This is a genomic window from Amycolatopsis sp. 195334CR (genome assembly GCF_017309385.1).
Classification (GTDB): Bacteria; Actinomycetota; Actinomycetes; order Mycobacteriales; family Pseudonocardiaceae; genus Amycolatopsis.
Window position 1 is genome coordinate 2,512,560 of sequence record NZ_JAFJMJ010000002.1, and the last position, 19,197, is coordinate 2,531,756.

Here is a 19,197-nt window from a genome sequence, read left to right on the forward strand (position 1 = left end):
GGACCATGATCATGACCTGCACGATCGACACGACCGCGGCCAGCCATACCTGGAACCTGTGTGCCCCGGGCGGTGCGGCGGGGCTGACCGCCACGGTGGCGACTGCCACCCGCGCCGGGACCCCGGGCCTGAACTGCGACGCGTCGGCGGTCGCCCACTACGCCACTGCCGGCACCGTCGCCGCCGCCGTCGTCGACGGCAAAGGCACCAGCGAGGCGACCGCCACGGCCGCGTGGCTGTGCACCGAAACCGCGGTCCAGCTCGCCGCCCGCCACGGCGCGCTGACCGGGTTGCTCACCGCCGGGCAGCTGCTCGCCGACCCCGGGAGCAAGTTCGTTGAGGTCGACGGGGTCGCCGCGGTCGCCGTCGTCCGACCCGGCTCACCCACCACCGTCGTGCACGACCGGCTGACCGTGCTCGTGCGTGAGCACCAGCGCGACCCGAAGGCCCTCGCCGACACGCTTGTCGCCGAGGCTGCCCGCTGCGCACCCTCGGATGATCGCGACGACGCCACCGCCGTCGTCATCACCGTAAGCATGGCCGCCTGACCAGACAGCCGCTCACGGCCCGGCCTGGAGCAGCAGTGAGCGAGCGGGGCTATCACTGCTGGTCAGGTCATATCCGCCCGATTTTCCCGGTTACTACGGCGCCCCCACTGCGGGCCCAAGCACTACCAGCCCGGGCCCGCAGTGGGGTGTGACACGGAATTACCTGTGGCGTCGTCGCCGGTCGGCGTACCAGACATATCCGCCTGATTTCGGCGGGAACTAAGGCAAGGTGTTCGGAGCCCCTGGCCCGCTACCAGATGCAGCCGAGCGGGGCGTCGTAGCAGATGTGCCGGGTGGCGCTGCGGCCGAACGTCGGCCGGTTGACCCCGAAGCTGGTCTGGTACTCCTTGACCCGGCCACCCAGCACGCCCTTGCAGCCGACCTTCACGGTCAGCTGGGTGCCGTCCTTGGACACGTTCGTCAGGTTGATCCGGTAGGACTTGACCTCGACGAGCTTGAGCACGCCCGGAACCCACCGGTTGACCCGGGTCCACACCGACGTGTCGGCCCAGTCACGCTCGCCATTGGACGCCTCGTACCAAACCCAGGTCGCCTCCTGTGCGCCGCCGCAGTCGAGGTGGCCGCTGAGGTTGACGTGGGGGTCGTTCCAGGTTGCCTGGGCCGGGGCGGCGGTAATGACCGTCCCCGCGACCATGGCAAGCCCGGCGACGGCGGCTTTCACCTTCATGATTCCTCCTGTTTTTGGGTGTGCTGAACCCCAGTCGCACGTGTTCGTGCGGCTGAGAAAGGGAATGGTTGGTCTCTAGCTGTCGCGACGCGGCGCGCGCATCGCCTGTTCCACCACGGAGAAGTAGTACGAAAGGACAGGGAAACCGACCTCGCGGCTGATCAGTCCCCAGCCCTCGTTGACGTCCACTGCCCGCGGGTGCACGCCAACGCCGGCGTGCACCCGCCATCCCGACGCCAGTTCGACTCGCAGCGGCGGCATCGACGGCTCGGAGCGTCGGGTGGTCACCACCACGCCGTCGCTGATGGTGAGGCGTTTGTGCCATGGACTCCACAGCAGCGTCGCGCTGTCGTTCTCGGCCTGGCCAGCGCGCAGGAACTGCACCCACACCGGCCCCACCCAGTACGTCGGAAAGGTGACTTCGGTGAACCGCCCGGCGCTCTGGATGTCGGTGACCTCGGCCGTGCACGTCCGCCCGTCCGCGCCGAGCACCGCGTCAAGGCGCTCCACCAGCTGAGGAACGCGCGGCGTGGCGCCGCGCTCGAGCCGGTGGATGTGGTCTTTTGTGACCGGCGGCAGCGAGGAATCTAGATCGGAGGCGAGTTCGGCGGTGTCGAGCAAGCTCAGGCCACGGGCGTTTCGCAGCCGTTGATACTGTTCGCCGCCCCAGTGGCGCGGCACCTCGTCCAGCGACGCGGGCGAGGAGCTGACGTCGGATTTCGTGGACACCAGCGCCTTCGCGGCGGCCGACAACGCGTTTCTGGCCACCTCGACCCGGTGGCCGAGATGCTTCTTCAGGTTGCTGAACCACCCTGTTTCGCTGCGGAACCGGTGCGGCAGCCACGACTTCGAGGCCACCACGAGCGCCTGGTCGAGCTCGCCCCGCGGTCCGACCACCGCCACGTCGACCGCGTCCACCACCGGGGCCCCGATGCCAGTCGGCATGATTCCGTAGCCGAAGTCGACCCAACCGCCGCCGTCGATCCGCACGTGCACCGCCGGGTTGCTGGCGAAGGCGTATGCCTGCAAGAACATTCCGGTCCCAGCCGGGATCTCGTAGTCCACCCTGAACGGCCCAGCGTCGATGTGCGCGGTGCAAGGCTGGTTGTCCGCTCCGCGCAGCCACGCCCAGCACGGTCCGGACTCACCCTGGAAGTTGCACCACCAGTTCTCCGCCGGGTTCAGCGCGTCGGGGGTGCGCAAAGCCAAGTACAGGCCACGCAGCGCGCCACCGGCGCCGAACCGCTCATCCACAGCGCCCAACTGACGAAGGCTCGGGCCGTCCGTGCGGCCAGTTTCCCAGTTGTGGACCGTCGTAGGGCTGTCCACCGCGGCCGCCCTGGCCACCGCGTCCTGCCCGAGCCCCGCGACCTCAACCCGCCAATACCGCATCAACGCCGGTCTACTGAGCAACTGGTCAGCCATGTCCCCTGTCCCATCCGCGTCATCGCCTTGTGGTGGATTACCTTCCGAGACAACGAGGCGGTGGACAAGCGCCGGTCAGTCGAAGTGCGATGAAAACTGAAAAAACGGCCTCCGCCGTGGCGTGGCTCTCCAGCTGGTCTACCTCGGCGACGTGGGCACCGGCTTCACCGAGGCTATGCTCGCCGACCTGCTCGAACGGCTACGCCCGCTGCAGCGCCCGCGCAGCCCGTTCGCCGACGAGGTCCCGCGCGACCGGGCCCGCGGCGCGCACTGGGTCGCCCCGCAGCTGGTCTGCGACGTCACCTACCGCAACATCACCGTCGACCAACGCCTGCGCCACACCAGCTTCCGCGGGCTGCGCTGGGACAAGGACCTGCAGCAGGTGTTGATCCCCAGGGGCTTGGGCTCGCCCCGGGCCAAGCGCGCCCAAGGACGTGGGTGGCGGCAAGGGTGACAACCCTTGGCACGCGACGGCCCGGCCCGGTTCCATGGAACGACTTCATGATCATCGACGTAGCCGCAGATCCTGACCTCGCAGTATGCGTTTATATGCCGGAATGCAAGACAACAATTCGCTCCATAATCCGGTTGCACAGTGGGCAAGAAAGGTCGGGAATGGTACTCGCCGGTCCTATTAGGGTAAAGTCTCGACAGGCAGCCTGATCTCCACGCCTTCTCCTTTCACGCGGCATCCCCGCGCCCGAGCTCGGCGCGGGGCGACAGTCTTCAGCCGGAGACGGTCACCGCGGCGAGGAGGGAGGAGACATGGGCGATCGGGATGCCAGGGACAACAGGGACCCGTCTAGGGAACGTGCAGGGCAGGCCGCAGAGGCCGTCGCCACGTTGCTGGAGGTCGGAGCCACCGCGGTGGAATTCCTGATCGACAGCAACGGCCTGGCGGCAACCGCCGCCAGGCTCGTCGCTCTCGGACTGCGGGCGCTGGCTCGTTGGCTGCGTCGCTCCCACTAGTCCTGACCGGTTGAGAACGGCTCCGCGAGGCGCGTCACCGCTTCGCGGAACCCAACCGTCATCTTCCATCGTACCTCAAATGCCAATTTCTATAAAACGCCAGATTGGGCGTACTGGAGAGAACTACACATCGCAGTCGATATCGTCAATTCTGCTGGTTTCGTATTTTCAGTAGGAACTACTGTGAAAAATGTTCTCGTCGCGAGCAGCTGAACGGTGTTACTGATCCTTTTTCTCGTTACGAGCGTTCATCGTCACAAGGAAACGTTCCTCCCGTCAGGAACCTGCTGGTCACGGGGGCGCGCGGGCACGTACGCTGAAGCCAGCCGCCACAGGGGTCGCCTGTACTGAGAAGCGGTGCCCAGGTGCAGTGTGTCCACAACTTAATGTCACAGATCCATAACGGGGGCGCTGTCAGGGCTGTCGCGCGGCCGCAGGCCCCGCTTCTTACACCACGGTGTTTCCGCTGCTCAGACTTGGTCTAAACCCTCCACCAGTGAACATTCAAGGCCCTATTCGATGAACTAACGCCTGCTTGCCGACCTCCGGGTCGACGCCGGCGGCGTGCCGCTCAGGACGCCCGGCCACTCTGGCAAGCGGCACCGATGAACGAGGAGATCCGGCACTGCTGCCGAACCCACCGACATCAGTCTGGCCACGGTGGCGCGGACCCCGGCGACCGTCACCGAGGCGACCACCTGGATCGAGCACACCACGCCGGTCGTCAACCTCGGCTTCCCACTCGCGGGCGGCGCACACCCCCGGGAGTTCCCCGGTTCGCACCGCACACCGCGGTGTGACCCCAGCCTCGTCCGGCACGTCATTGCCCGGATGTTGTCGGTGCCGCGTGTGAGGATCCGGATCGTGGATCAGCCCGACGTCAGCGCCGATGAGCTCGCCAACTCGCTGGCCGGCACCGGCTACTATGCCGTGGTCAAGTCCGCCGCGCTGCCTGATGCCCGGCACGATGCCGAGCGCGTGGTCCGGCGCGGCGCGGCCGTGGGCTTCGGGCGCTGGTTCTTCTTCACCGCGCGCGAGCCCGCGCTGGCCTTCGGGCGGGCCGCGCGGATGTCGCTGGACTGCACCGGCGGCTACGGCGTCTACGCCGCAGCCCACGAGATCCGATTCTGCGAGCGGCACGACGCCGACGAGATCGTGCTGCTGGTCGACATCGCCGGCGGCAACCTCGACCGCCGCGACGACGAGGTCAACGACCTCAAGCGGTTCGTCCAGGGCGTCAAGGAACACCCGTGGTCCTCGGGCTGGCACGAGCCGACCGGCTACCTCACCGACTACAACCACGGACGCCCGGTCCAGACCCGGCGCAAGTCCCTGCCGCTGCAGGAGGCCTCCTCCCCCGTGAGTTCCCCAGCACCGCGCCGACCCACCGCGGCCGACCTGCGCCGCGGCGCCCGCTTCGGCGCCCACGTGCTGCCCGCCGCAGCCGACGACCTCAACGGCCGAGCGGCCGGCGCTGTTCGACCAGCTCACCCGCACCCGCTACCCCGACCTTGTGCTCGGCCTGGCCGCCGCCGACCTGCCCGAGCACGCGGTGGCCGCGATCGCGCACTCGCTGGCCACCGAGCAACTCCCGCCCGCCGAGCCGCTGGTCGAGGTGCTGCTGGACACCGTCGGCCAGCACGAGCTGCTCGAGCTGTACCTCAGGACCCACCGATGAACAGCACCGGCGACGATCTGGTCTGGTACGCCACCTACGGCTCGAACATGTACGCCGCCCGGTTCGGCTGCTACCTCACCGGCGGCACCCCGCCCGGCGCCGCGCGCAGCTTCCCCGGCGCCCGCGACCCGCGCCCACCGCGCGCGAGCCGCCCGCTGCTGGTGGACGGCGGGATCTTCTTCGCCACCGAATCCCCGGTCTGGGGCGGCGGCCGCGCCTTCTACGACCCCGCCCTGCCCGGCACCGCGGCCATGCGCGCCTACCTGATCACCCGCGCCCAGTTCAGCGACGTCGCCGCCCAGGAGATGTACCGCGACCCCGGTGCTGACCTCGACCTGATCGGCGTGCTCACCGGCGGCCGCGCCGAACTCGGACCCGGCCGCTACGAAACCCTGCTCCGCCTGCCCGTTCCCGACGACGGGCACGAGCTGGCGCCGGTGCTGACCTTCACCTGCCCCTGGACCGCCGGCGACCAGCCACTGCTCGCGCCCTCGGCGGCCTACCTGCGCATGCTCGCCGGCGGCCTGCGCGAAACCCACGGCTGGACCCCGCAGCAAGCCGGGGGCTACCTCGCGACCGCGCCCGGCGCCGCCGGGCACTGGACCGCTGAGGGCATCGCCGCCCTTGACCTGCACTGACACGTCCGGCACCCGCCGACAGTCCTGTGGTCATCGCCGGAACACCACCGGGGCGCGGCGGTACTACAGCTCAGATCCGAGGAGGGTTACAGTCGTCTGCGGCGACGCCGGTGACACCACCGGCTGGAGGTCTCAGTTGCAGCTGAGACCGTGGCGGCGTCACCAGCGCCGCGCACGCGACCGCGAGGTCAGCGCTCGTTCCACCAGCGCCACAGCGTGTACAGAACGTGAGCTGCAGGGCCGACCCACTTACTGACCTGGTCCTGCAGCTCATGCTTCCAGTTCCGTCTCGGAACGTTCATCCGATTCACCTCCCTCCAATCGCCATAACTCGCGAACATGTGTTTGATCGCCTCCCCACTTGATCATTCCTCAGAATTGGCCGCGACTCACGCGCCACGGTGACCAGAGACTACATGTAGGGGTGTCTTCGGGCCCGAGGCCTAACTGGTGGCGTGTCGCGCGTGTCTGACCTAGTCAGAGCCCAGAACAGCCCAAGATGACCCACGACACCCCAGAACGCCCCGAAAGGGCCCTAGAAAAGCCCCGAGAAGGGCCACCGGAAGCTCACAGAATCAATTCTTTCCGCTTCTTTCCGCTTCATTCCTCTTCCGCGAGCGCGCACCGCACAGCAGCGGTCACGGGGTGTAGTTCTGGGTTGCGTGTCGCGTCGTGGCCGCGCTGGCTGGCGACGCGAGGCGGTGAAGGCCCTGTGCCGGGCCGAGCGCCGCGGGCCGGTTACAGTGCCTGCTCGTCGCACGGGGATTCCATGGCCGTCGCCCCGTGCGGCTCTTCGACGGCGCGGCCGGAACCGGGCCGGTGCAGCCGCACGCGATGTCGGGCTCCGGCCGGATAGCGCCGGCCACGGCGCTCGGCCCCCGCAGCGGGGTCATCGCGGCGACCATCCCGGTTCCCTGACAGGTACCGCACTCGTCCCCCGCCAGGCTGTCGCTGCCGGATCCGTCGCAGTTCAGGCATTCCTGATGCTCTTCGTTGATCACGCGGCGATTGATCAAGCGGCCGTGTCACCACGTTGAGCAGCCTGAATTCAGGTCTTCCGTGCGAGGTCGCGCTGATTCCGCAGGCGCGTTACCACCTCGATGTCACCACCCACGCGACGCTGGGCCAGGCCGTCGGAGCGAGCCATACTGGCCAGATGAGCGAGCCGATCGAGCTGTTCGCGGTGACCCGGGTCGATCCGGAACGTTTCGCCGCGGCCCAGCACCGGCTCTTCAACGGAGCGCGGCTGCACATCGGCCGTTCTCTTGGGGCAGCCAGTCTGAAGTGGACTCAATAGCAGAGTATTCGCAGCTCAGCGACTATTGGGGCGGCTCGTAACGACCACAACAGGTGTTGTGCAGGCCGAACGCCTTAGTTAGCGGGTTGATCCGATCGGGTGTTGGTCGGCAGCTGTGTTGACGGTGGCGGCCGCCAGAGGCTCTCAACCACACGAACCCGCCCCACCACCCCCGACCGCAGCGAGGCGATGATGGCCCAGATCCTGACGATGGTGAGTGTGCTTGGCCCACCGCTGATCGCGTTGGCCGGCTTGGCGCTGCGGTTGCGGTGGCAGGCGCTGCGCGACCAGCGGCGGCAGGACACCCTCCGCACCCTGACATCCCGCCTACCCGCCGATGGGGTGGTCGACATCGAGGACCTCCGCGATGATGGCAGCCGCCTCCACATGCGGGTCAGCACCGCCCCCGAGCCCCACACTGGACGACGATGAGCGCCCCCGAGCCACCCGACACACCCGCCGCCACCCAGGCGGGAGCCGCCGGGGCCCAACCCGACACGGCGCGGGACACGGAGTTCACGGCGTTCTACCGCGCGACCACCAGACAGCTGGTCGCCTTCCTGATCGCACAAGGCGCAGCCCTCGCCGAGGCCGCCGACATCGCCCAGGACACGATGGCCAAGGCCTACCAGGGCTGGCATGCCATCGAGTACCCCCGCGCCTGGGCCCACCGGGTGGCCTCCCGCGCCTTGGTCCGCCACAGGCTCGACGCCCGCGAGACCCCGGTCGCCGAGCCTCCCGAGCCCAGCCCGCTGCTGCGCGCCACCGACGCCGCGCTCTGGGAGCGGCACCACGACATCGCCCGCGCCCTGGACAGGCTGCCGCCACGGCAACGACAAGTCATGGCCTGGACCATCTTCGGCTTCACCCCCACCGAGATCGCCGACGAACTGCGCATGACCCCCGGCACCGTCCGCCAGAGCCTGCTGTCAGCCCGCCGAGCCCTCAGCTCCTGGCTCGCCAGAAAGGACGGCGACCAATGACCCACGACGACACACACGCCGAGCGCAGGCTCGACCAGTGGCTGGCCACCGGAATGGCTTCGCTGGACCACACCCTCGACGACGCCCTCGACCTCAACGCCGGCCTCGCCGACGCCATGCTCCCCAGCCTGCAGCGCGTCCTCACCCGCGACCTTGACGACGTACTGGACCTCGACACCGGGCTTGAGCACATCCTCCCCACCCGGCGCTCCACAGCGCCCGCCGCCGAGCGGGCAACTTCCCAGCCAACCGGTGACCCCACGCAAACCGCGCTAGGCGCGTTCGCCGAGGACTTCACCGCACTCCCACCCCACGCGCGCCTCGCCGCACGCACCTGGCTCCCCATCCAGGAACTGATCGACGTCCACCTCACCACGCGACTCGCCCTCCACGCCCAAGGCCTCACCCGCAGCCTTGATCGCACCCTCGACCCCGATCCCGACCCCGACCTCGCCCGCGCCTTCGCCGGCGACCTCGCCCACGCCCTCGCCCTCGACCTCGCCCACGCCCTCGCCATCGACCGCGACCGCGACCGCGACCGCGCCCGCGACGGCGACGGCGACCTCGACCGCGCCCGCGACCTCCTCGGCGACCTCGACCGGGCCCTCGACCTCCTCGGCGACCTCGACCGGGCCCTCGACCGCGCCCGCAACATCGACCTTGACCTTGCCGACGCCCGCGACCACGCCATCGACCTCGCCCACGCCCACGCCCGCGTCCTCTCCATCGCCCTCGACCGCGCCCTCGACCGCGCCCTCGACCGCGCAGGCGGCCGCGCCCTCGACCGCGCAGGCGGCCGCGGCCTCGCCCGCACCCTCGCCCGCGCCCTCGACCGCGCAGGCGGCCGCGGCCTCGCCGTCCCCGACCGCGAGAGCAACCGCGCCCGCCGCGTCGGCTTGAAAGAAGCGGCGGGACGGCTGGTGGAGGCGGCGACGAACGTCAGCGGTGCCGACCTCAGCCAGATGGACCTCCGCGGGATCCCCCTGGCGGGCCTGCGCTGGTCAGACGCGACAAGCTGGCCACCCGAGTGGCACCACCGGATCCGTCGGGACTCGATCAAGCTCGAACCGGGCCTCTACGAGATCCGCCGAGGAGGCGTCGACATCGACCGCACCACCAACACCCCGGTTTGACACAGGCCCCGCGGGCACCAGCGGAGTTCTACACCGGCCAGCTGCTGGAGCGCCGCCATGGGCTGAAGCCGTGACCCACTGGTTCGCCTTGCTCTCCAGTGCGGCGGCGTCCACCTGCCCGGCCTCGAACAGCGTCGCGGCGCCGGTCCTGCCCGCCGCGTTCAGCCGGGACCTCAGGGGGCCGTGCGCGCGGGGTACCCCGGGCAGCGTGGATGTCGCGAGCCGCGGCTTCCGACCCACTCGGCAGGCGCCGCTAGGCCAAATGGGTTACGTGTGGTGGTGGCTGATCGCTCCGGCAGTGGCGTTACTACGTCCGGCCCGGTGCTCTGGCGAGCGTGGTCAACTGCTGGATCCGTGCACGCAAACCGACTCGGTGTGAACGTTCCACTTTCAACGGGTCGCCTGTTCACCGCAGTAGAGGCTTCCACACCTTGCGTACGTGTGCGCCTGCCCGCGTGACACTCGAACCGGTGACGAAGGCGACAGTGGGTAACATTCGTCCGCGCCTTTTCGCGCTTCCCGCTCAATCCACGAGCGAACGGTTCACCCCGGCGAGTGAAGATCGTGATTGACAGAGTTGGGGAAAAGTCGCACAGTGTCTTCGAACGGGCTTTGACATCCGCGTGTTTTAACGTTTCGCGCGGAAGAGCTCGGAGACGACACGGGCCGGCCCCTGGCTGGGTGCCAGGAACCGGCCCTGGTGATCAGGTCACCACGTACGTGGTGCGCTGATCACTTACGTCGGGAGTGGGCCACGCCAATGATCACCACTCCCAGATATCCGGCAACAGCGGCGGCCCCGGCACTCCATGCCAGGGCCGCCGTGCCGTTCAGGCACGCCAGCACCGTCGTAGCCGACGCCAGGTTGCCCACACCCTCAAGAAGGCGCGTCCACCTGGCAGGCCCCTCCCCCGGTGTTTCCGGGGGAACTTCGGGGTCGTCTCCGGACGAGTCCGAAGGCTGGGCAGAACCGCGATCGCCACTGTCCATGAACACCTCCAGATCGGAGGCGGCATACGCATCCGCCATCCCGATCCCCTGCCGAGATGGTGAACAGCGCTGGACAGCCGAACAGGCCGCGCTCTGCCTTGCGAGGGAAGATACCCCCAAAGCCGGGGCACCTCCATCCACGCATCTGTTAAACGGCGAATAACCGCAGGTCGCGCACGTAATTTCTCGGCGTACTTTTACGCACACTAGTGCATTCGAGTTAATCGGGCTTCCGGAAACGTTCCCGGCGCCCGTTTCCGCCGCGGTGGCGGCGGACACACACGGGCCCCCACGGACGACTCGGGCACGGGGGTCCGGAGCCCGCGTGGGGCGTGGTTGTCACGGGGTTGCCGTCACAACCGGTTGCCGTCACACGATCCTGATATAGCAGGTCAGGACCGGTTTTCGGGGTGTCACAGCCAGAGCGAGAGGCTGTGACGGTGTCACAGCCTCGGTGACACCGAGGTGGCCGGCGACCGGCTCGGCGAGCTACATGGAGCTGGGCCTGGCCAACGGAGCCGAGGAGTCCATACTCCCGGTCGCCGACCTCCCCTACCACCACCTGACACCTGCGGTCCTGATAGTCCTTCCGGGCAAGCCGTTGCAGCTGCACGCGCTGGAGGAACGCCCTTCGGTCCACACACTCTGGAACGCCGACTCGGCGGTGGATCACTGGGCCGTGCTACCCGCCGACGCGGCCCGCCTGGAGCACGACGCGCTTGCCGAACGCATCCGGGGCGCATCCCGCCACGCGGCCGAAGCCTTCGACCCGGTCGTGACCGCCACTTCGACGCCGCCGCTCCAACCGCCCGCGTGATCCACCGCCGGTCCCGGACAACTCGTCGTTGCCGGGACCGACCGCGAAGGCATCAGGGCCGCGGCCTGCCAGCCACTGCGGCGGCGAGACCGCAGTCCGGGTTCCGCCCGCACCGGACGGGCACGCGACGCGCACAGCCAAGCACACCACCCGCCCGCGGTCGCGGTCCCCGCGAGCAGACCGCGGGCGGGTGGCGCGCTCCTGCGCGCGCGCTCGCGTCCCGCCCAGAGCACCGGAGACCCCACATGACCACCACCTCGGCCACGCCCCCCGATCGTGACCGGCTCCAAGCCGACCTCGACACCGCCAACGCCCTGGCACACGGCCGCGCGGAGGCCATCGAGGACCTGTCCACCGCGGCGCACCACCTGCGCTCCACCCTGCTGGCCGCCGTCGACGACCTGCCGACCCTGCTCGCCGCAGCACCGCCACCGACGGCCAACGCGGTGCTGACCGCCGTCACCGGAACCCTGGCCACCGCGCAGAACCTGGCCCGCCGCGCCGACGGCTACACCGACCTGGACGCCCGCGACATGGCCTACCCCGACATCGGCTACGACCTGGGCCGACACGGCTGGGCTGAACAGCCGGGCGCGGTCGCTGACCTCGACGCCGCCGCCCACAGCCCCGACACACCGCGTGGTTGGCTGCGGATCTTCTCCTGCGGCGGGCACGTGCTGCACCTGTGGTTCACCAGCCCGCTGTCCCTGGCCGCGGCCACGCTCAGCAGCCGAGGACCTCTGCACGAGACCTTCGAGGTCAAGGCGGCGGTCACCGCGCGCGACACCCCCGGGCCGCTCGCCGTGCCGTTCCAGTGGCCCCGGCGCACGGACGCCGCCGCCACCGACGACCTGGACTGGCAGGAGGCGACCGCTGTCCTGCGGAACTACGGCTTCACCCTGACCGACGACCGGCCCTGCGACAGCCACGGCGTTCCGTCCCCGGACTCCGAGAGCCCGGTCCGGGTGCAGACCTGGACCAAGCCGCAGCACGGCCGGCCCGCGCCGCTGCGTATCCGGCTCTACGGCACCGCCGACGAGCAGCCCATCGCCTGGTACTGGGCCGGGCGCATCCGCTGCCTGCAGCAGCTGGCCCGCATCTGTCGTCGCTGACCCGAGCAAGGTGCCCGAGCGCGGCGTGGGCGCGGTGACCTGCCGGCGCCCACGCCGACCTGCCATCACGGAAGGACCCACGCACGATGCCTGTACCCCGCGACCCGTTCGCCGACCACCCCGTGCTGGAAGCGGCGCTGCCCGTCGCCGTGCTGACCGCGCTTCACGACGTCGCGCACCTGCCCGACGACGAGCACCAGCGCTTGGCGGCCGAGTTCGCCGACACCATCGCCGCGCACGGCGACGACCTGCTCTACGGCGGCAAGCACTGCGCCCCGACCTTCGCCGCTCTGGCCCGCGGCCTGGCGGTGCTGGCCCACCAGCCCGGCGGGGTGACTTTCACCGGCCTGCACTGGTGCGTTGGCTCCGGCCACCACGGCACCCGCCACCAGGCCCCGTGCGACGCCGAGATCGCCCGCGAAGCCGCCCAGCAGGATTCGCCGCGGTGAACCCACGGCGCGCTCGGCGCCGACAACCGGGCCGGCGCACCGGTCCGCCCCGTGCGCACCAGAGTTGGGGATCGAGCCCCAGCTGGTGAACGAAGTGCGCGCAGACGTCCCGTCTTGCCGGAAGCGCCGACAACGACGCCGGATCATGGGTTCAGGAGATCACCGTGTTGCTCCCGCGTTTGGCTCAGAACGAGCGAGTGCGCGCAGCTCGTCCATGCTGCGCACGAGGATCCGGCGGCGGCTGGTCGCGACGATGCCTTGCGTGCGCCACGTTCTCAGCGTCCGCGCGACGGTCCGCTGCGCCACACCGGCCTGCGCGGCGATTTCGGTTTGCAAGCGCGCGGCCTCGATGATCACGCCGTCCGGCACGGTCCGGCCGTGCTTCTCGGCCAGCTGGGTCAGGCACATGGCCACGCGGCGGCCTGCGTAGCCAATTCGTGCTGACTGGGCGGCACGCAGCCGCGCGGCGACCGTCTTGGCGATGGCGATGGCGATGGCGGGCCGGGTGCGCAGGGCCTCGGCGAACTCGGCGCCGGTTAGCTGTAGGACGGTGCACGGTTCGATCGCGCGTACCGACGCCGTCCGTGGGTGCCCGGTGGTGGCGGCCGGGTCGTCCAGCATCTCGCCGGGACCGCGTAGCCCGATGAGCACCTCGTGGCCGTCCTCGCCGATCGAGGAAATGCGCACACGGCCGGAGACCAGCACGTGGACATGGTCGGACGGGGCGCCGCCCTCCTCGATCACAACCTCGTCGGCGCGGAACGGGCGCCGCGTGCCCCGCGCGAGCAGATACTCGCGATCGGCGTCGGTGAGGTGGGCCAGCAGCGCCTCCTGGTCTGGCATGGTGGCAGCGTCACCGTTGGGAGCGCCGCGCTCCCCCGTCTCAGCGGTGAAACTCCGTGGGTCTTCAGCCGCGCGGCGGGCTTGTGACGGCGCTGTCAGCTGGTCGGCGGTCGCCGGCTCGCCAGGAGGCCGGCCAGCTCGGGTGAGGATGGCGGCGACATCGCGGGCGGAGGTCAGGCGCCGGATCCGGTGCGAGGCAGGGGTACCGAGCGAAGACCTCTCGAGCAGCTGCAGAAAATCGGTCATTCGCTCTACGGCAGCGCGCAGCTCCGCTGGTGTCGACTGGTCCGCGCCCCGGTAAGCGATCTTGTTGCGCAGCACGACCAGCGCCTTCATCTCCGGCGTGTCGTGCCAGAGGCGGTCATTGTGCGCTGCCAGTCGCTCGATGAGGCTGTGGAGGTGGAGCACAGTTTCCTCGAGGCGACGCTGCTCGCCGATGTCGTGCTGGTGGAACTTGTCGGTCATGCTCCGCCTCGCTTCCTCTTGCCGCGGCGGTGGGCTTCCTTGCGGTGCCGGTATAGGTGACCTTCGACGGCGCGGGCGGAGAGCCCGTGCGCCCGGCCGGCTTCTTCGAAGGTTTCGGCGAACAGTGCCACCCGTGCGGCTACTTGGCGGACGAGGGGTTTCATTCCGTTGAGGTGATCGTTGACCCGCTGCATGCTCACGATGTTCTCGGCGGGATCGTCATGAGCCCCGCAGTCCGGGACCGTGTCCATCGGCAGCACTCGAACGCCATGAGGTTCGTGCTCGGCGGCCCAGCATCGGAACGCGGCGGAAAAGCTGCGCACGCACGCGCCGACGAAGAACGTCTTCAACGACGCCCCGTGTTCCGGGGACCAGCGCCGGCCGAGCAAGGCGTAACGTTCGAACAGCCGCAGACCGCGTGCGACGGTCTCGAGCGCCAGTTCGAGCCGGTCGTTGACGTCGTGGGCCAGGCGCTCGCGCATCGCGTCGGTCGCGGCTACCGGGCGGTGGGCACGACGGCACATCGGATAGATCACCTTGCGCCTGATGAACGAGCGCAGGACCGGAAGGGCGTAAGAGGCCAGTTCGGCGCGGAACAGCTCGTACTCGGGACCGGCGAAATTTTGCGCGGCGAGACGTTCGAAAAGTTCGGCGTCGTCGCCGAGGCGGGCCAAGCGGGCTCGGGCACGATCAGCCTCCTGCGTCTCCGCGTCGGTGGTCTCGCCCCAGGAGTCGAACTGCTCTAGCGCCTCGCCCACGAAGGCGAAGAACTCGGCGGTACCTGCCTCGGGTTGTAGGCGCGTGCCCGGGCGCCGCAGCGGCTGACCGCCTGCGGACTGCCCGGCCTCTGGCACCTGCATCTCCTCGCTGTAGGGACGACTTCAGTCAGAGCACCTCCACGTGCCCCCGATCCTCGTTCCTCGGATCGTGCCGAAGCCGTTCACGAACTTTCTAGGCCCCCGTTCCTCGATCACCCCACGACTTTCTTCCAGGAAATTATTCGTGGGCTGGCCAGCGACTTTCCCCCTAGAGCACGAACGTGAACAACCGCGAGAACAGAGCCCGCCGAGCCGAGGTCAACGACGTGCAGACTCCGACACCGTGGCCTTCCACGCCGGAGCTGCCCCCGGCCGCATTGCCGTGGAGTAGCGTCCTCGGTTGCTGGGGCAGCGACGGCCATTTCCGCAGGGACGTGCTGATCGCGCTGACACTGGTGCTGACGGCCGTGGTGGTCATCGTCGGCATGGTCACCGGTGCGCTGGGACCGCTGGTCCGGAACGCGGCCGGCAGCGGAGCCGTCCGCATCGTGGTAGGGAGCGTGCTCGGCCTCAGCGGACTGGCCTGCGGCGGCCTGCGGCTGCACCGCCGCCGAACCCGGCGTGCCAACCGCGGTGAGCGGCACGCCGCCATCCAACAGCTCGATGCCGACCTCAATGAAACGAGTGACAGGTAGTTGAGACGCCGCTGGTGTGGACCGCGGCACCCCGGTTCTGGAGAGACCCGGCGAACCGCCGGTTCACCCTGGTGGCTGCGCCTGCACCTGACCAGCTGGGGCGGTGGCGACTCAGCCGCCAGTGGCCATCTTCGCGGCTGCCAAGGAGATCACTTCGATGAGGACCTTCAGCCCGCCCTCACCCAGGGCCGCGCGTACCTTCCTACTGAAAATGAATCAGAAGCTCTGCGGACTCTGGCTCCGGGGAAGTCGGTGTGGCCGGTGACGTCCGGTCCTCCAGGGGACTGGCGCTTGTCGGTGATCAGCAGGTCGATCTGCTCCTAGGTGCGGGCGCGGGTGTCGGTGGGTTTGGGCTGGTGCTCGCGGTCCAGCCCGGCCCTGCGCGTCGGCGGCGGGTTCGTGCAGCGGATTCGGCTCGCCCCGCTTCCGACCGTGGCGACCACCGGGTGGGCTCTGGTGACAGGACGGAATACGGCAGGCTACTGCTGGTGCAGGTCATTCATGAGGCCCTTCGGAACGAGGTCGTGAAGCTGTTCGCGTGGCTGGCCGGTTTCGGGGCCGGGGATTGGATCGCGCTCGCAGCCGCGATCATCGCTGGCCTGGCGTGGCGCGCGTCCGTCCGCTCGGCGAATGCGGCGGAGCGGTCGGCGACCACGGCCGAGGCGGCCCTGCCCGTGGCACAGGCATCGACCCTTGCCGCACAGCGCTCGGCTGGCGCTGCGCAGCGTTCGGCCACTGCCGGTGAAACCTCGGCGTCGGCGGCCGAGACGATGGTGCCGCTGGCACGCGAATCAGCCCTGGCCGCGCAGGCCTCGGCCGATGCGGCGCGGCGCGCGGCGCAGGTCGCGGAGGCTGACCGTGCCGATCGGGAAATGGCTCAGGCCCGACTCGTTGAGGCTGAGGTGCAGGCGGCAGGTGAGCACCGCACCTCGGCGCGGGTGGTGGTCGCGAACCACAGCGCTGAACCGATCTTTCAGCTGCAGGTGACCGAGATCTGCGGAGCACCTCATCGTCCGCTGTATCCGGTGCGCGGAGGGTTCGGCGAGCCAACGGCGCCGGTGACCGTCAAGGGCAGCGACGTCGTCGAGCCGCGCATCGGCGAAGGCAGGAATCAGGCTGGCGTGGTGCCCGCAGCCACACCGATCGTGCCGTCGCAGTACACCGTCGTGGTGCGCTTCCTGGACAGCCACGGGCTGCGGTGGGAACGCCACGGTCTCGACACCCCCTTCCGCATCGACGCGCACGGAGTACCGCTGGGCCACCTCGACCCCGAGGGCGGCGCCCCTACCCAGGCATAGCAGCCCCACACCGCACGTGGCCGGCTCGTCCCGTCCTTCTCGGGCACCAGCGGCCGAATAGGTCGACCCGGACGAGTACGTCGATCACCGTGCCCTGATAAGGCTGAATCGGGCTACCCGGCGCGCCCTGGGCGGCGAAACCACCGAAGCACCATGAAGCTCCGCGGCCTACAGAATCGAACGACCGCAGGCGGCCGCGTTCGTCCTAGGTAGGGCAGCGGGGTTCCCACCGCACTGCGGTGCTGCTTGGCTGGTGAAGGAGGTCAGCGACGGCGCCGCCGGTGCCAGATGGATTCCGACCACCTGGAGTCCGCACGGCGTCCGCCGCTGATCACTGAACCCGCCGGTCGGCGAGGTGACCAGGTCCTGCGGCGAACAGGGCCGGTCGGGTCCGAGCTACCACAGCCAGAAACTGGAGGCGCTCCCTGCACTTCGTTGGTAATCAGTGCATTTTCAATAGTCGGCTCGCCCCGGTCACTTATTAAGAGATCACGATCAAGTTTGGACGATCCGGGACAATCTCGGACGCGGGCCTGTGAACTGGCCCGTTTCGGGATTGACCGGCTGTTGATGTCCGGTCAACGGCCAAAACCGGCCCCGTCGGACACGCGGCCGACCGAGCGCGGCCAAACCGCGGCCAAAAAGTGCGGCGGCGCGTGGGGCAGTTGGGGAAGATGGTCAGCAAGCGGCACGCGGTGTTTCCGACGGCGAATCGGAGCGTGACGCGCTCGGGTCCCAGCTCCACATGATCAAGATTCAGAATGATCAAGTCAGAATTGAAAATGAGGCTTTTCGATGATGTCTAGTGCTTCCTCTTCCCCGCGTCCGGGCGCCTGTGGCACCTCGCGCCGCAGCTGGGCCTGGCTGGTCCACTACCTCGCGGTGTTCATCCTGAACGCCGGGCTGCTCATCACCCTGCTGCTGCTGGAGTTCGACCCCGCCTACGCCGTGGGCATCACGGTGACCCTCAGCGGCCTCGCGGCCGCCACGACCTCCCGCACCAGGCTCTCCTTCTCCGGGTTCCCGCCGGTCCTTCCGGCCGGGGCCTGACCGGGCAGGTTGTCATGGGCCGCAAGCAGAGCCCCATCGAGGACGCCGGGCCGGTCGGGGACTTCGCGCGCTACCTGGTCGCGTTCAAGGGCCGCGACCCCAGCCTGACCTACCGGACAATGGGCAAGAAGGCTAACTTCTCCGACAGCCAGCTCTCGGCCGCCGCGCGCGGCAAACAGTTGCCGACGCAGGCGGCGGCCGAGGCGTTCCTGCGAGGGTGCGGGGCCAGCGACGAGGAGCTCGCCGAAGGACTCCAGCGCTGGCGGCAGGCGCAGCAGGAAATGATCGGGGTGCGCCGCAAACTCGGCGAGCCCGAGGTCGTGCTCGCGCCCGGCGCGGTGAACTCCGCCAGGCGCATCGGCAAGCTGCGCCCCGTCAAGCCGAACCTGGCCGATCCGCACGCGCACATCCCCAGCCCGGAGACGGTGCAGACCTTCGGCGACCTGCAGTACCAGCTGCGGGTCGTGCGGATCAGGGTCGGCAGTCCCGCCTACCGGGTCCTGGCGCAGCGCTCCGGACGAGCTGACCTGCGCACGGCCGAGATGGGGTCGCTGCCGGTGCTGAGCAAGAGCGCCATCGCCGGCATCCTGGCCGGGGGCAGAGTGCCCACCTACGACCAGTTCCGCACCTTGATGTACGCCCTGCTGTCCTCCGGCGAGCAGGGCGACCGGGTCGAGCCGTGGTGCGGGTTCGGATCATGGAAACTCGCGTGGCACCGGGCCGAGTTCAACCGGACGCGCCCGGACCTGCAGCGCCGCGGATACGGCAACGTCGTCCTGCTCACCGGCGAGCAGGACAACCAGCCCACCGCGGCGGTGCTCTCCGAAATGGACGTCGACGTGGCCGCTGCGCTGCTCGCGGCCATGCCACCCAAGACCGCTGCGGCCATCCTCAGCAGCGTCGCGCCGGACAAGGCGACCACCTTGATCCTGAAGATGCACACGCTCACCGGCAACGCCCCCGAGCCCGAGGGTGTCTCCATCGAGGACGCGGGCACCAGCGACGCCCCTGCGCCCGGCGGCCACGGCTCGGCGGCGGGCTAAGCGCGCCGCCCGGCGGGGCACCGATGCGCATCGGTGCCCCGCCGGTGCTCAGTTCCGCGGCGGCAGGCTGAAGGGCATGAGCACGCCAATGGACCGCGACGCCGCCGACCGGATCAGCGCGGCCGCCGACCGGGATCCGGACTCGCCGACCGCGACCAGCGGGTTCGACGAAGCGATCACCCACCACCAGCAAGCCGCCGCCATCTGCCGGGAGACCGGCGTTTGAGGAACATCGGAACGAAAACCAGCGCTAAGCGTTGATCAAGGCTTGACCTGCTGTTTCTTGGGTTGACCGGGCTGGCTGCGGGCTGCTGAGGT

23 protein-coding genes are annotated in these 19,197 nt (G+C 69.4%); 18 read left to right on the forward strand and 5 right to left on the reverse strand.

The genetic code is table 11. The features are described from left to right. Positions 1-11: 11 nt before the first annotated feature. Positions 12-548, forward strand: a complete 537-nt coding sequence (locus tag JYK18_RS34480) for a hypothetical protein (RefSeq protein WP_206807575.1) — start codon at positions 12-14, stop codon at positions 546-548. A gap of 250 nt (positions 549-798) precedes the next feature. Here the strand turns inward: JYK18_RS34480 and JYK18_RS34485 are convergent, their stop codons facing one another. Both JYK18_RS34485 and JYK18_RS34490 read right to left on the reverse strand, forming a co-directional pair. Next, positions 799-1,236 carry a hypothetical protein gene (locus JYK18_RS34485; protein ID WP_206807576.1) on the reverse strand — a complete coding sequence of 146 codons (438 nt, stop codon included), beginning with the start codon at positions 1,234-1,236 and terminating at the stop codon, positions 799-801. A gap of 75 nt (positions 1,237-1,311) precedes the next feature. Next, complete coding sequence (locus JYK18_RS34490; RefSeq protein ID WP_206807577.1) at positions 1,312-2,301, reverse strand: helix-turn-helix transcriptional regulator; 990 nt, start codon at positions 2,299-2,301, stop codon at positions 1,312-1,314. 481 nt (positions 2,302-2,782) lie between these two features. Between JYK18_RS34490 and JYK18_RS34495 the strand changes: the two genes are divergently transcribed. Together JYK18_RS34495 and JYK18_RS34500 are read left to right on the forward strand one after the other, a co-directional pair. Next, positions 2,783-3,115, forward strand: coding sequence for a hypothetical protein (locus tag JYK18_RS34495; protein WP_307796186.1), 333 nt, complete (start codon positions 2,783-2,785; stop codon positions 3,113-3,115). Between the two features lie 311 nt (positions 3,116-3,426). Continuing rightward, positions 3,427-3,630 (forward strand): hypothetical protein, encoded by a 204-nt coding sequence (locus tag JYK18_RS34500; RefSeq protein ID WP_206807578.1) that lies wholly within the window; start codon positions 3,427-3,429, stop codon positions 3,628-3,630. A 504-nt stretch (positions 3,631-4,134) separates the two neighbouring features. On the opposite strand, the gene JYK18_RS34505 is transcribed toward JYK18_RS34500, so the two are convergent. Then, positions 4,135-4,878 carry a hypothetical protein gene (locus JYK18_RS34505; protein ID WP_206807579.1) on the reverse strand — a complete coding sequence of 248 codons (744 nt, stop codon included), beginning with the start codon at positions 4,876-4,878 and terminating at the stop codon, positions 4,135-4,137. A gap of 265 nt (positions 4,879-5,143) precedes the next feature. On the opposite strand from JYK18_RS34505, the gene JYK18_RS34510 reads away from it, so the two are divergent. The 10 genes from JYK18_RS34510 (at position 5,144) to JYK18_RS34550 (ending at position 12,727) form a co-directional block, all read left to right on the forward strand. Then, a complete protein-coding gene (locus tag JYK18_RS34510; RefSeq protein WP_206807580.1) occupies positions 5,144-5,308 on the forward strand; it encodes a hypothetical protein in 165 nt (54 codons plus the stop codon). Further along, positions 5,305-5,946: a histone deacetylase gene (locus tag JYK18_RS34515; protein ID WP_206807581.1), complete on the forward strand. Its 642-nt coding sequence runs from the start codon at positions 5,305-5,307 to the stop codon at positions 5,944-5,946. Before JYK18_RS34510 ends, JYK18_RS34515 begins: the two co-directional genes overlap by 4 nt. 783 nt (positions 5,947-6,729) lie before the next feature. After that, a complete protein-coding gene (locus tag JYK18_RS47725; RefSeq protein WP_277992313.1) occupies positions 6,730-6,864 on the forward strand; it encodes a hypothetical protein in 135 nt (44 codons plus the stop codon). A gap of 238 nt (positions 6,865-7,102) precedes the next feature. Beyond that, positions 7,103-7,243, forward strand: coding sequence for a hypothetical protein (locus tag JYK18_RS34520; protein WP_206807582.1), 141 nt, complete (start codon positions 7,103-7,105; stop codon positions 7,241-7,243). A 192-nt stretch (positions 7,244-7,435) separates the two neighbouring features. After that, positions 7,436-7,675, forward strand: a complete 240-nt coding sequence (locus JYK18_RS34525) for a hypothetical protein (protein ID WP_206807583.1) — start codon at positions 7,436-7,438, stop codon at positions 7,673-7,675. Continuing rightward, complete coding sequence (locus JYK18_RS34530; protein WP_206807584.1) at positions 7,672-8,226, forward strand: sigma-70 family RNA polymerase sigma factor; 555 nt, start codon at positions 7,672-7,674, stop codon at positions 8,224-8,226. The genes JYK18_RS34525 and JYK18_RS34530 overlap by 4 nt, the downstream gene beginning before the upstream one ends. After that, positions 8,223-9,359, forward strand: a complete 1,137-nt coding sequence (locus JYK18_RS34535; RefSeq protein WP_206807585.1) for a hypothetical protein — start codon at positions 8,223-8,225, stop codon at positions 9,357-9,359. The genes JYK18_RS34530 and JYK18_RS34535 overlap by 4 nt, the downstream gene beginning before the upstream one ends. Before the next feature lie 1,483 nt (positions 9,360-10,842). Continuing rightward, complete coding sequence (locus JYK18_RS34540) at positions 10,843-11,166, forward strand: hypothetical protein (protein WP_206807586.1); 324 nt, start codon at positions 10,843-10,845, stop codon at positions 11,164-11,166. A 245-nt stretch (positions 11,167-11,411) separates the two neighbouring features. Further along, complete coding sequence (locus JYK18_RS34545) at positions 11,412-12,278, forward strand: hypothetical protein (protein WP_206807587.1); 867 nt, start codon at positions 11,412-11,414, stop codon at positions 12,276-12,278. A gap of 86 nt (positions 12,279-12,364) precedes the next feature. Continuing rightward, on the forward strand, positions 12,365-12,727 hold the full coding sequence (locus JYK18_RS34550; protein WP_206807588.1) for a hypothetical protein: 363 nt from the start codon (positions 12,365-12,367) through the stop codon (positions 12,725-12,727). A 159-nt stretch (positions 12,728-12,886) separates the two neighbouring features. Here JYK18_RS34550 and JYK18_RS47125 read toward each other — a convergent pair whose 3' ends face one another. After that, a complete protein-coding gene (locus tag JYK18_RS47125; protein ID WP_242582389.1) occupies positions 12,887-14,035 on the reverse strand; it encodes a Crp/Fnr family transcriptional regulator in 1,149 nt (382 codons plus the stop codon). Further along, a complete protein-coding gene (locus tag JYK18_RS34560) occupies positions 14,032-14,895 on the reverse strand; it encodes a hypothetical protein (protein WP_206807589.1) in 864 nt (287 codons plus the stop codon). The genes JYK18_RS47125 and JYK18_RS34560 overlap by 4 nt, the downstream gene beginning before the upstream one ends. Positions 14,896-15,074: 179 nt before the next feature. On the opposite strand from JYK18_RS34560, the gene JYK18_RS34565 reads away from it, so the two are divergent. From JYK18_RS34565 to JYK18_RS34585, 5 genes are all read left to right on the forward strand, one after another. Beyond that, complete coding sequence (locus JYK18_RS34565; RefSeq protein WP_206807590.1) at positions 15,075-15,488, forward strand: hypothetical protein; 414 nt, start codon at positions 15,075-15,077, stop codon at positions 15,486-15,488. A 254-nt stretch (positions 15,489-15,742) separates the two neighbouring features. Beyond that, positions 15,743-16,786 (forward strand): hypothetical protein, encoded by a 1,044-nt coding sequence (locus JYK18_RS34570; RefSeq protein WP_206807591.1) that lies wholly within the window; start codon positions 15,743-15,745, stop codon positions 16,784-16,786. Between the two features lie 795 nt (positions 16,787-17,581). Then, positions 17,582-17,836: a hypothetical protein gene (locus JYK18_RS34575; RefSeq protein WP_206807592.1), complete on the forward strand. Its 255-nt coding sequence runs from the start codon at positions 17,582-17,584 to the stop codon at positions 17,834-17,836. Positions 17,837-17,850: 14 nt separating this feature from the next. Beyond that, complete coding sequence (locus tag JYK18_RS34580) at positions 17,851-18,879, forward strand: helix-turn-helix domain-containing protein (RefSeq protein WP_206807593.1); 1,029 nt, start codon at positions 17,851-17,853, stop codon at positions 18,877-18,879. A gap of 76 nt (positions 18,880-18,955) precedes the next feature. Beyond that, on the forward strand, positions 18,956-19,105 hold the full coding sequence (locus JYK18_RS34585) for a hypothetical protein (RefSeq protein WP_206807594.1): 150 nt from the start codon (positions 18,956-18,958) through the stop codon (positions 19,103-19,105). The last annotated feature ends 92 nt before the right edge of the window (positions 19,106-19,197 follow it).

Coding starts and splice junctions, on each gene's coding strand:
- JYK18_RS34515 (WP_206807581.1), top strand. CDS start 5,305: ATGAACAGCACCGGCGACGATCTGGTCTGGTACGCCACCTACGGCTCG.
- JYK18_RS34575 (WP_206807592.1), top strand. CDS start 17,582: ATGATGTCTAGTGCTTCCTCTTCCCCGCGTCCGGGCGCCTGTGGCACC.
- JYK18_RS34560 (WP_206807589.1), bottom strand. CDS start 14,895: ATGCAGGTGCCAGAGGCCGGGCAGTCCGCAGGCGGTCAGCCGCTGCGG.
- JYK18_RS34525 (WP_206807583.1), top strand. CDS start 7,436: ATGGCCCAGATCCTGACGATGGTGAGTGTGCTTGGCCCACCGCTGATC.
- JYK18_RS34500 (WP_206807578.1), top strand. CDS start 3,427: ATGGGCGATCGGGATGCCAGGGACAACAGGGACCCGTCTAGGGAACGT.
- JYK18_RS34480 (WP_206807575.1), top strand. CDS start 12: ATGACCTGCACGATCGACACGACCGCGGCCAGCCATACCTGGAACCTG.
- JYK18_RS34540 (WP_206807586.1), top strand. CDS start 10,843: ATGGAGCTGGGCCTGGCCAACGGAGCCGAGGAGTCCATACTCCCGGTC.
- JYK18_RS34545 (WP_206807587.1), top strand. CDS start 11,412: ATGACCACCACCTCGGCCACGCCCCCCGATCGTGACCGGCTCCAAGCC.
- JYK18_RS34550 (WP_206807588.1), top strand. CDS start 12,365: ATGCCTGTACCCCGCGACCCGTTCGCCGACCACCCCGTGCTGGAAGCG.
- JYK18_RS34585 (WP_206807594.1), top strand. CDS start 18,956: ATGAGCACGCCAATGGACCGCGACGCCGCCGACCGGATCAGCGCGGCC.
- JYK18_RS34580 (WP_206807593.1), top strand. CDS start 17,851: ATGGGCCGCAAGCAGAGCCCCATCGAGGACGCCGGGCCGGTCGGGGAC.
- JYK18_RS34530 (WP_206807584.1), top strand. CDS start 7,672: ATGAGCGCCCCCGAGCCACCCGACACACCCGCCGCCACCCAGGCGGGA.
- JYK18_RS34520 (WP_206807582.1), top strand. CDS start 7,103: ATGAGCGAGCCGATCGAGCTGTTCGCGGTGACCCGGGTCGATCCGGAA.
- JYK18_RS34485 (WP_206807576.1), bottom strand. CDS start 1,236: ATGAAGGTGAAAGCCGCCGTCGCCGGGCTTGCCATGGTCGCGGGGACG.
- JYK18_RS34535 (WP_206807585.1), top strand. CDS start 8,223: ATGACCCACGACGACACACACGCCGAGCGCAGGCTCGACCAGTGGCTG.
- JYK18_RS47125 (WP_242582389.1), bottom strand. CDS start 14,035: ATGACCGACAAGTTCCACCAGCACGACATCGGCGAGCAGCGTCGCCTC.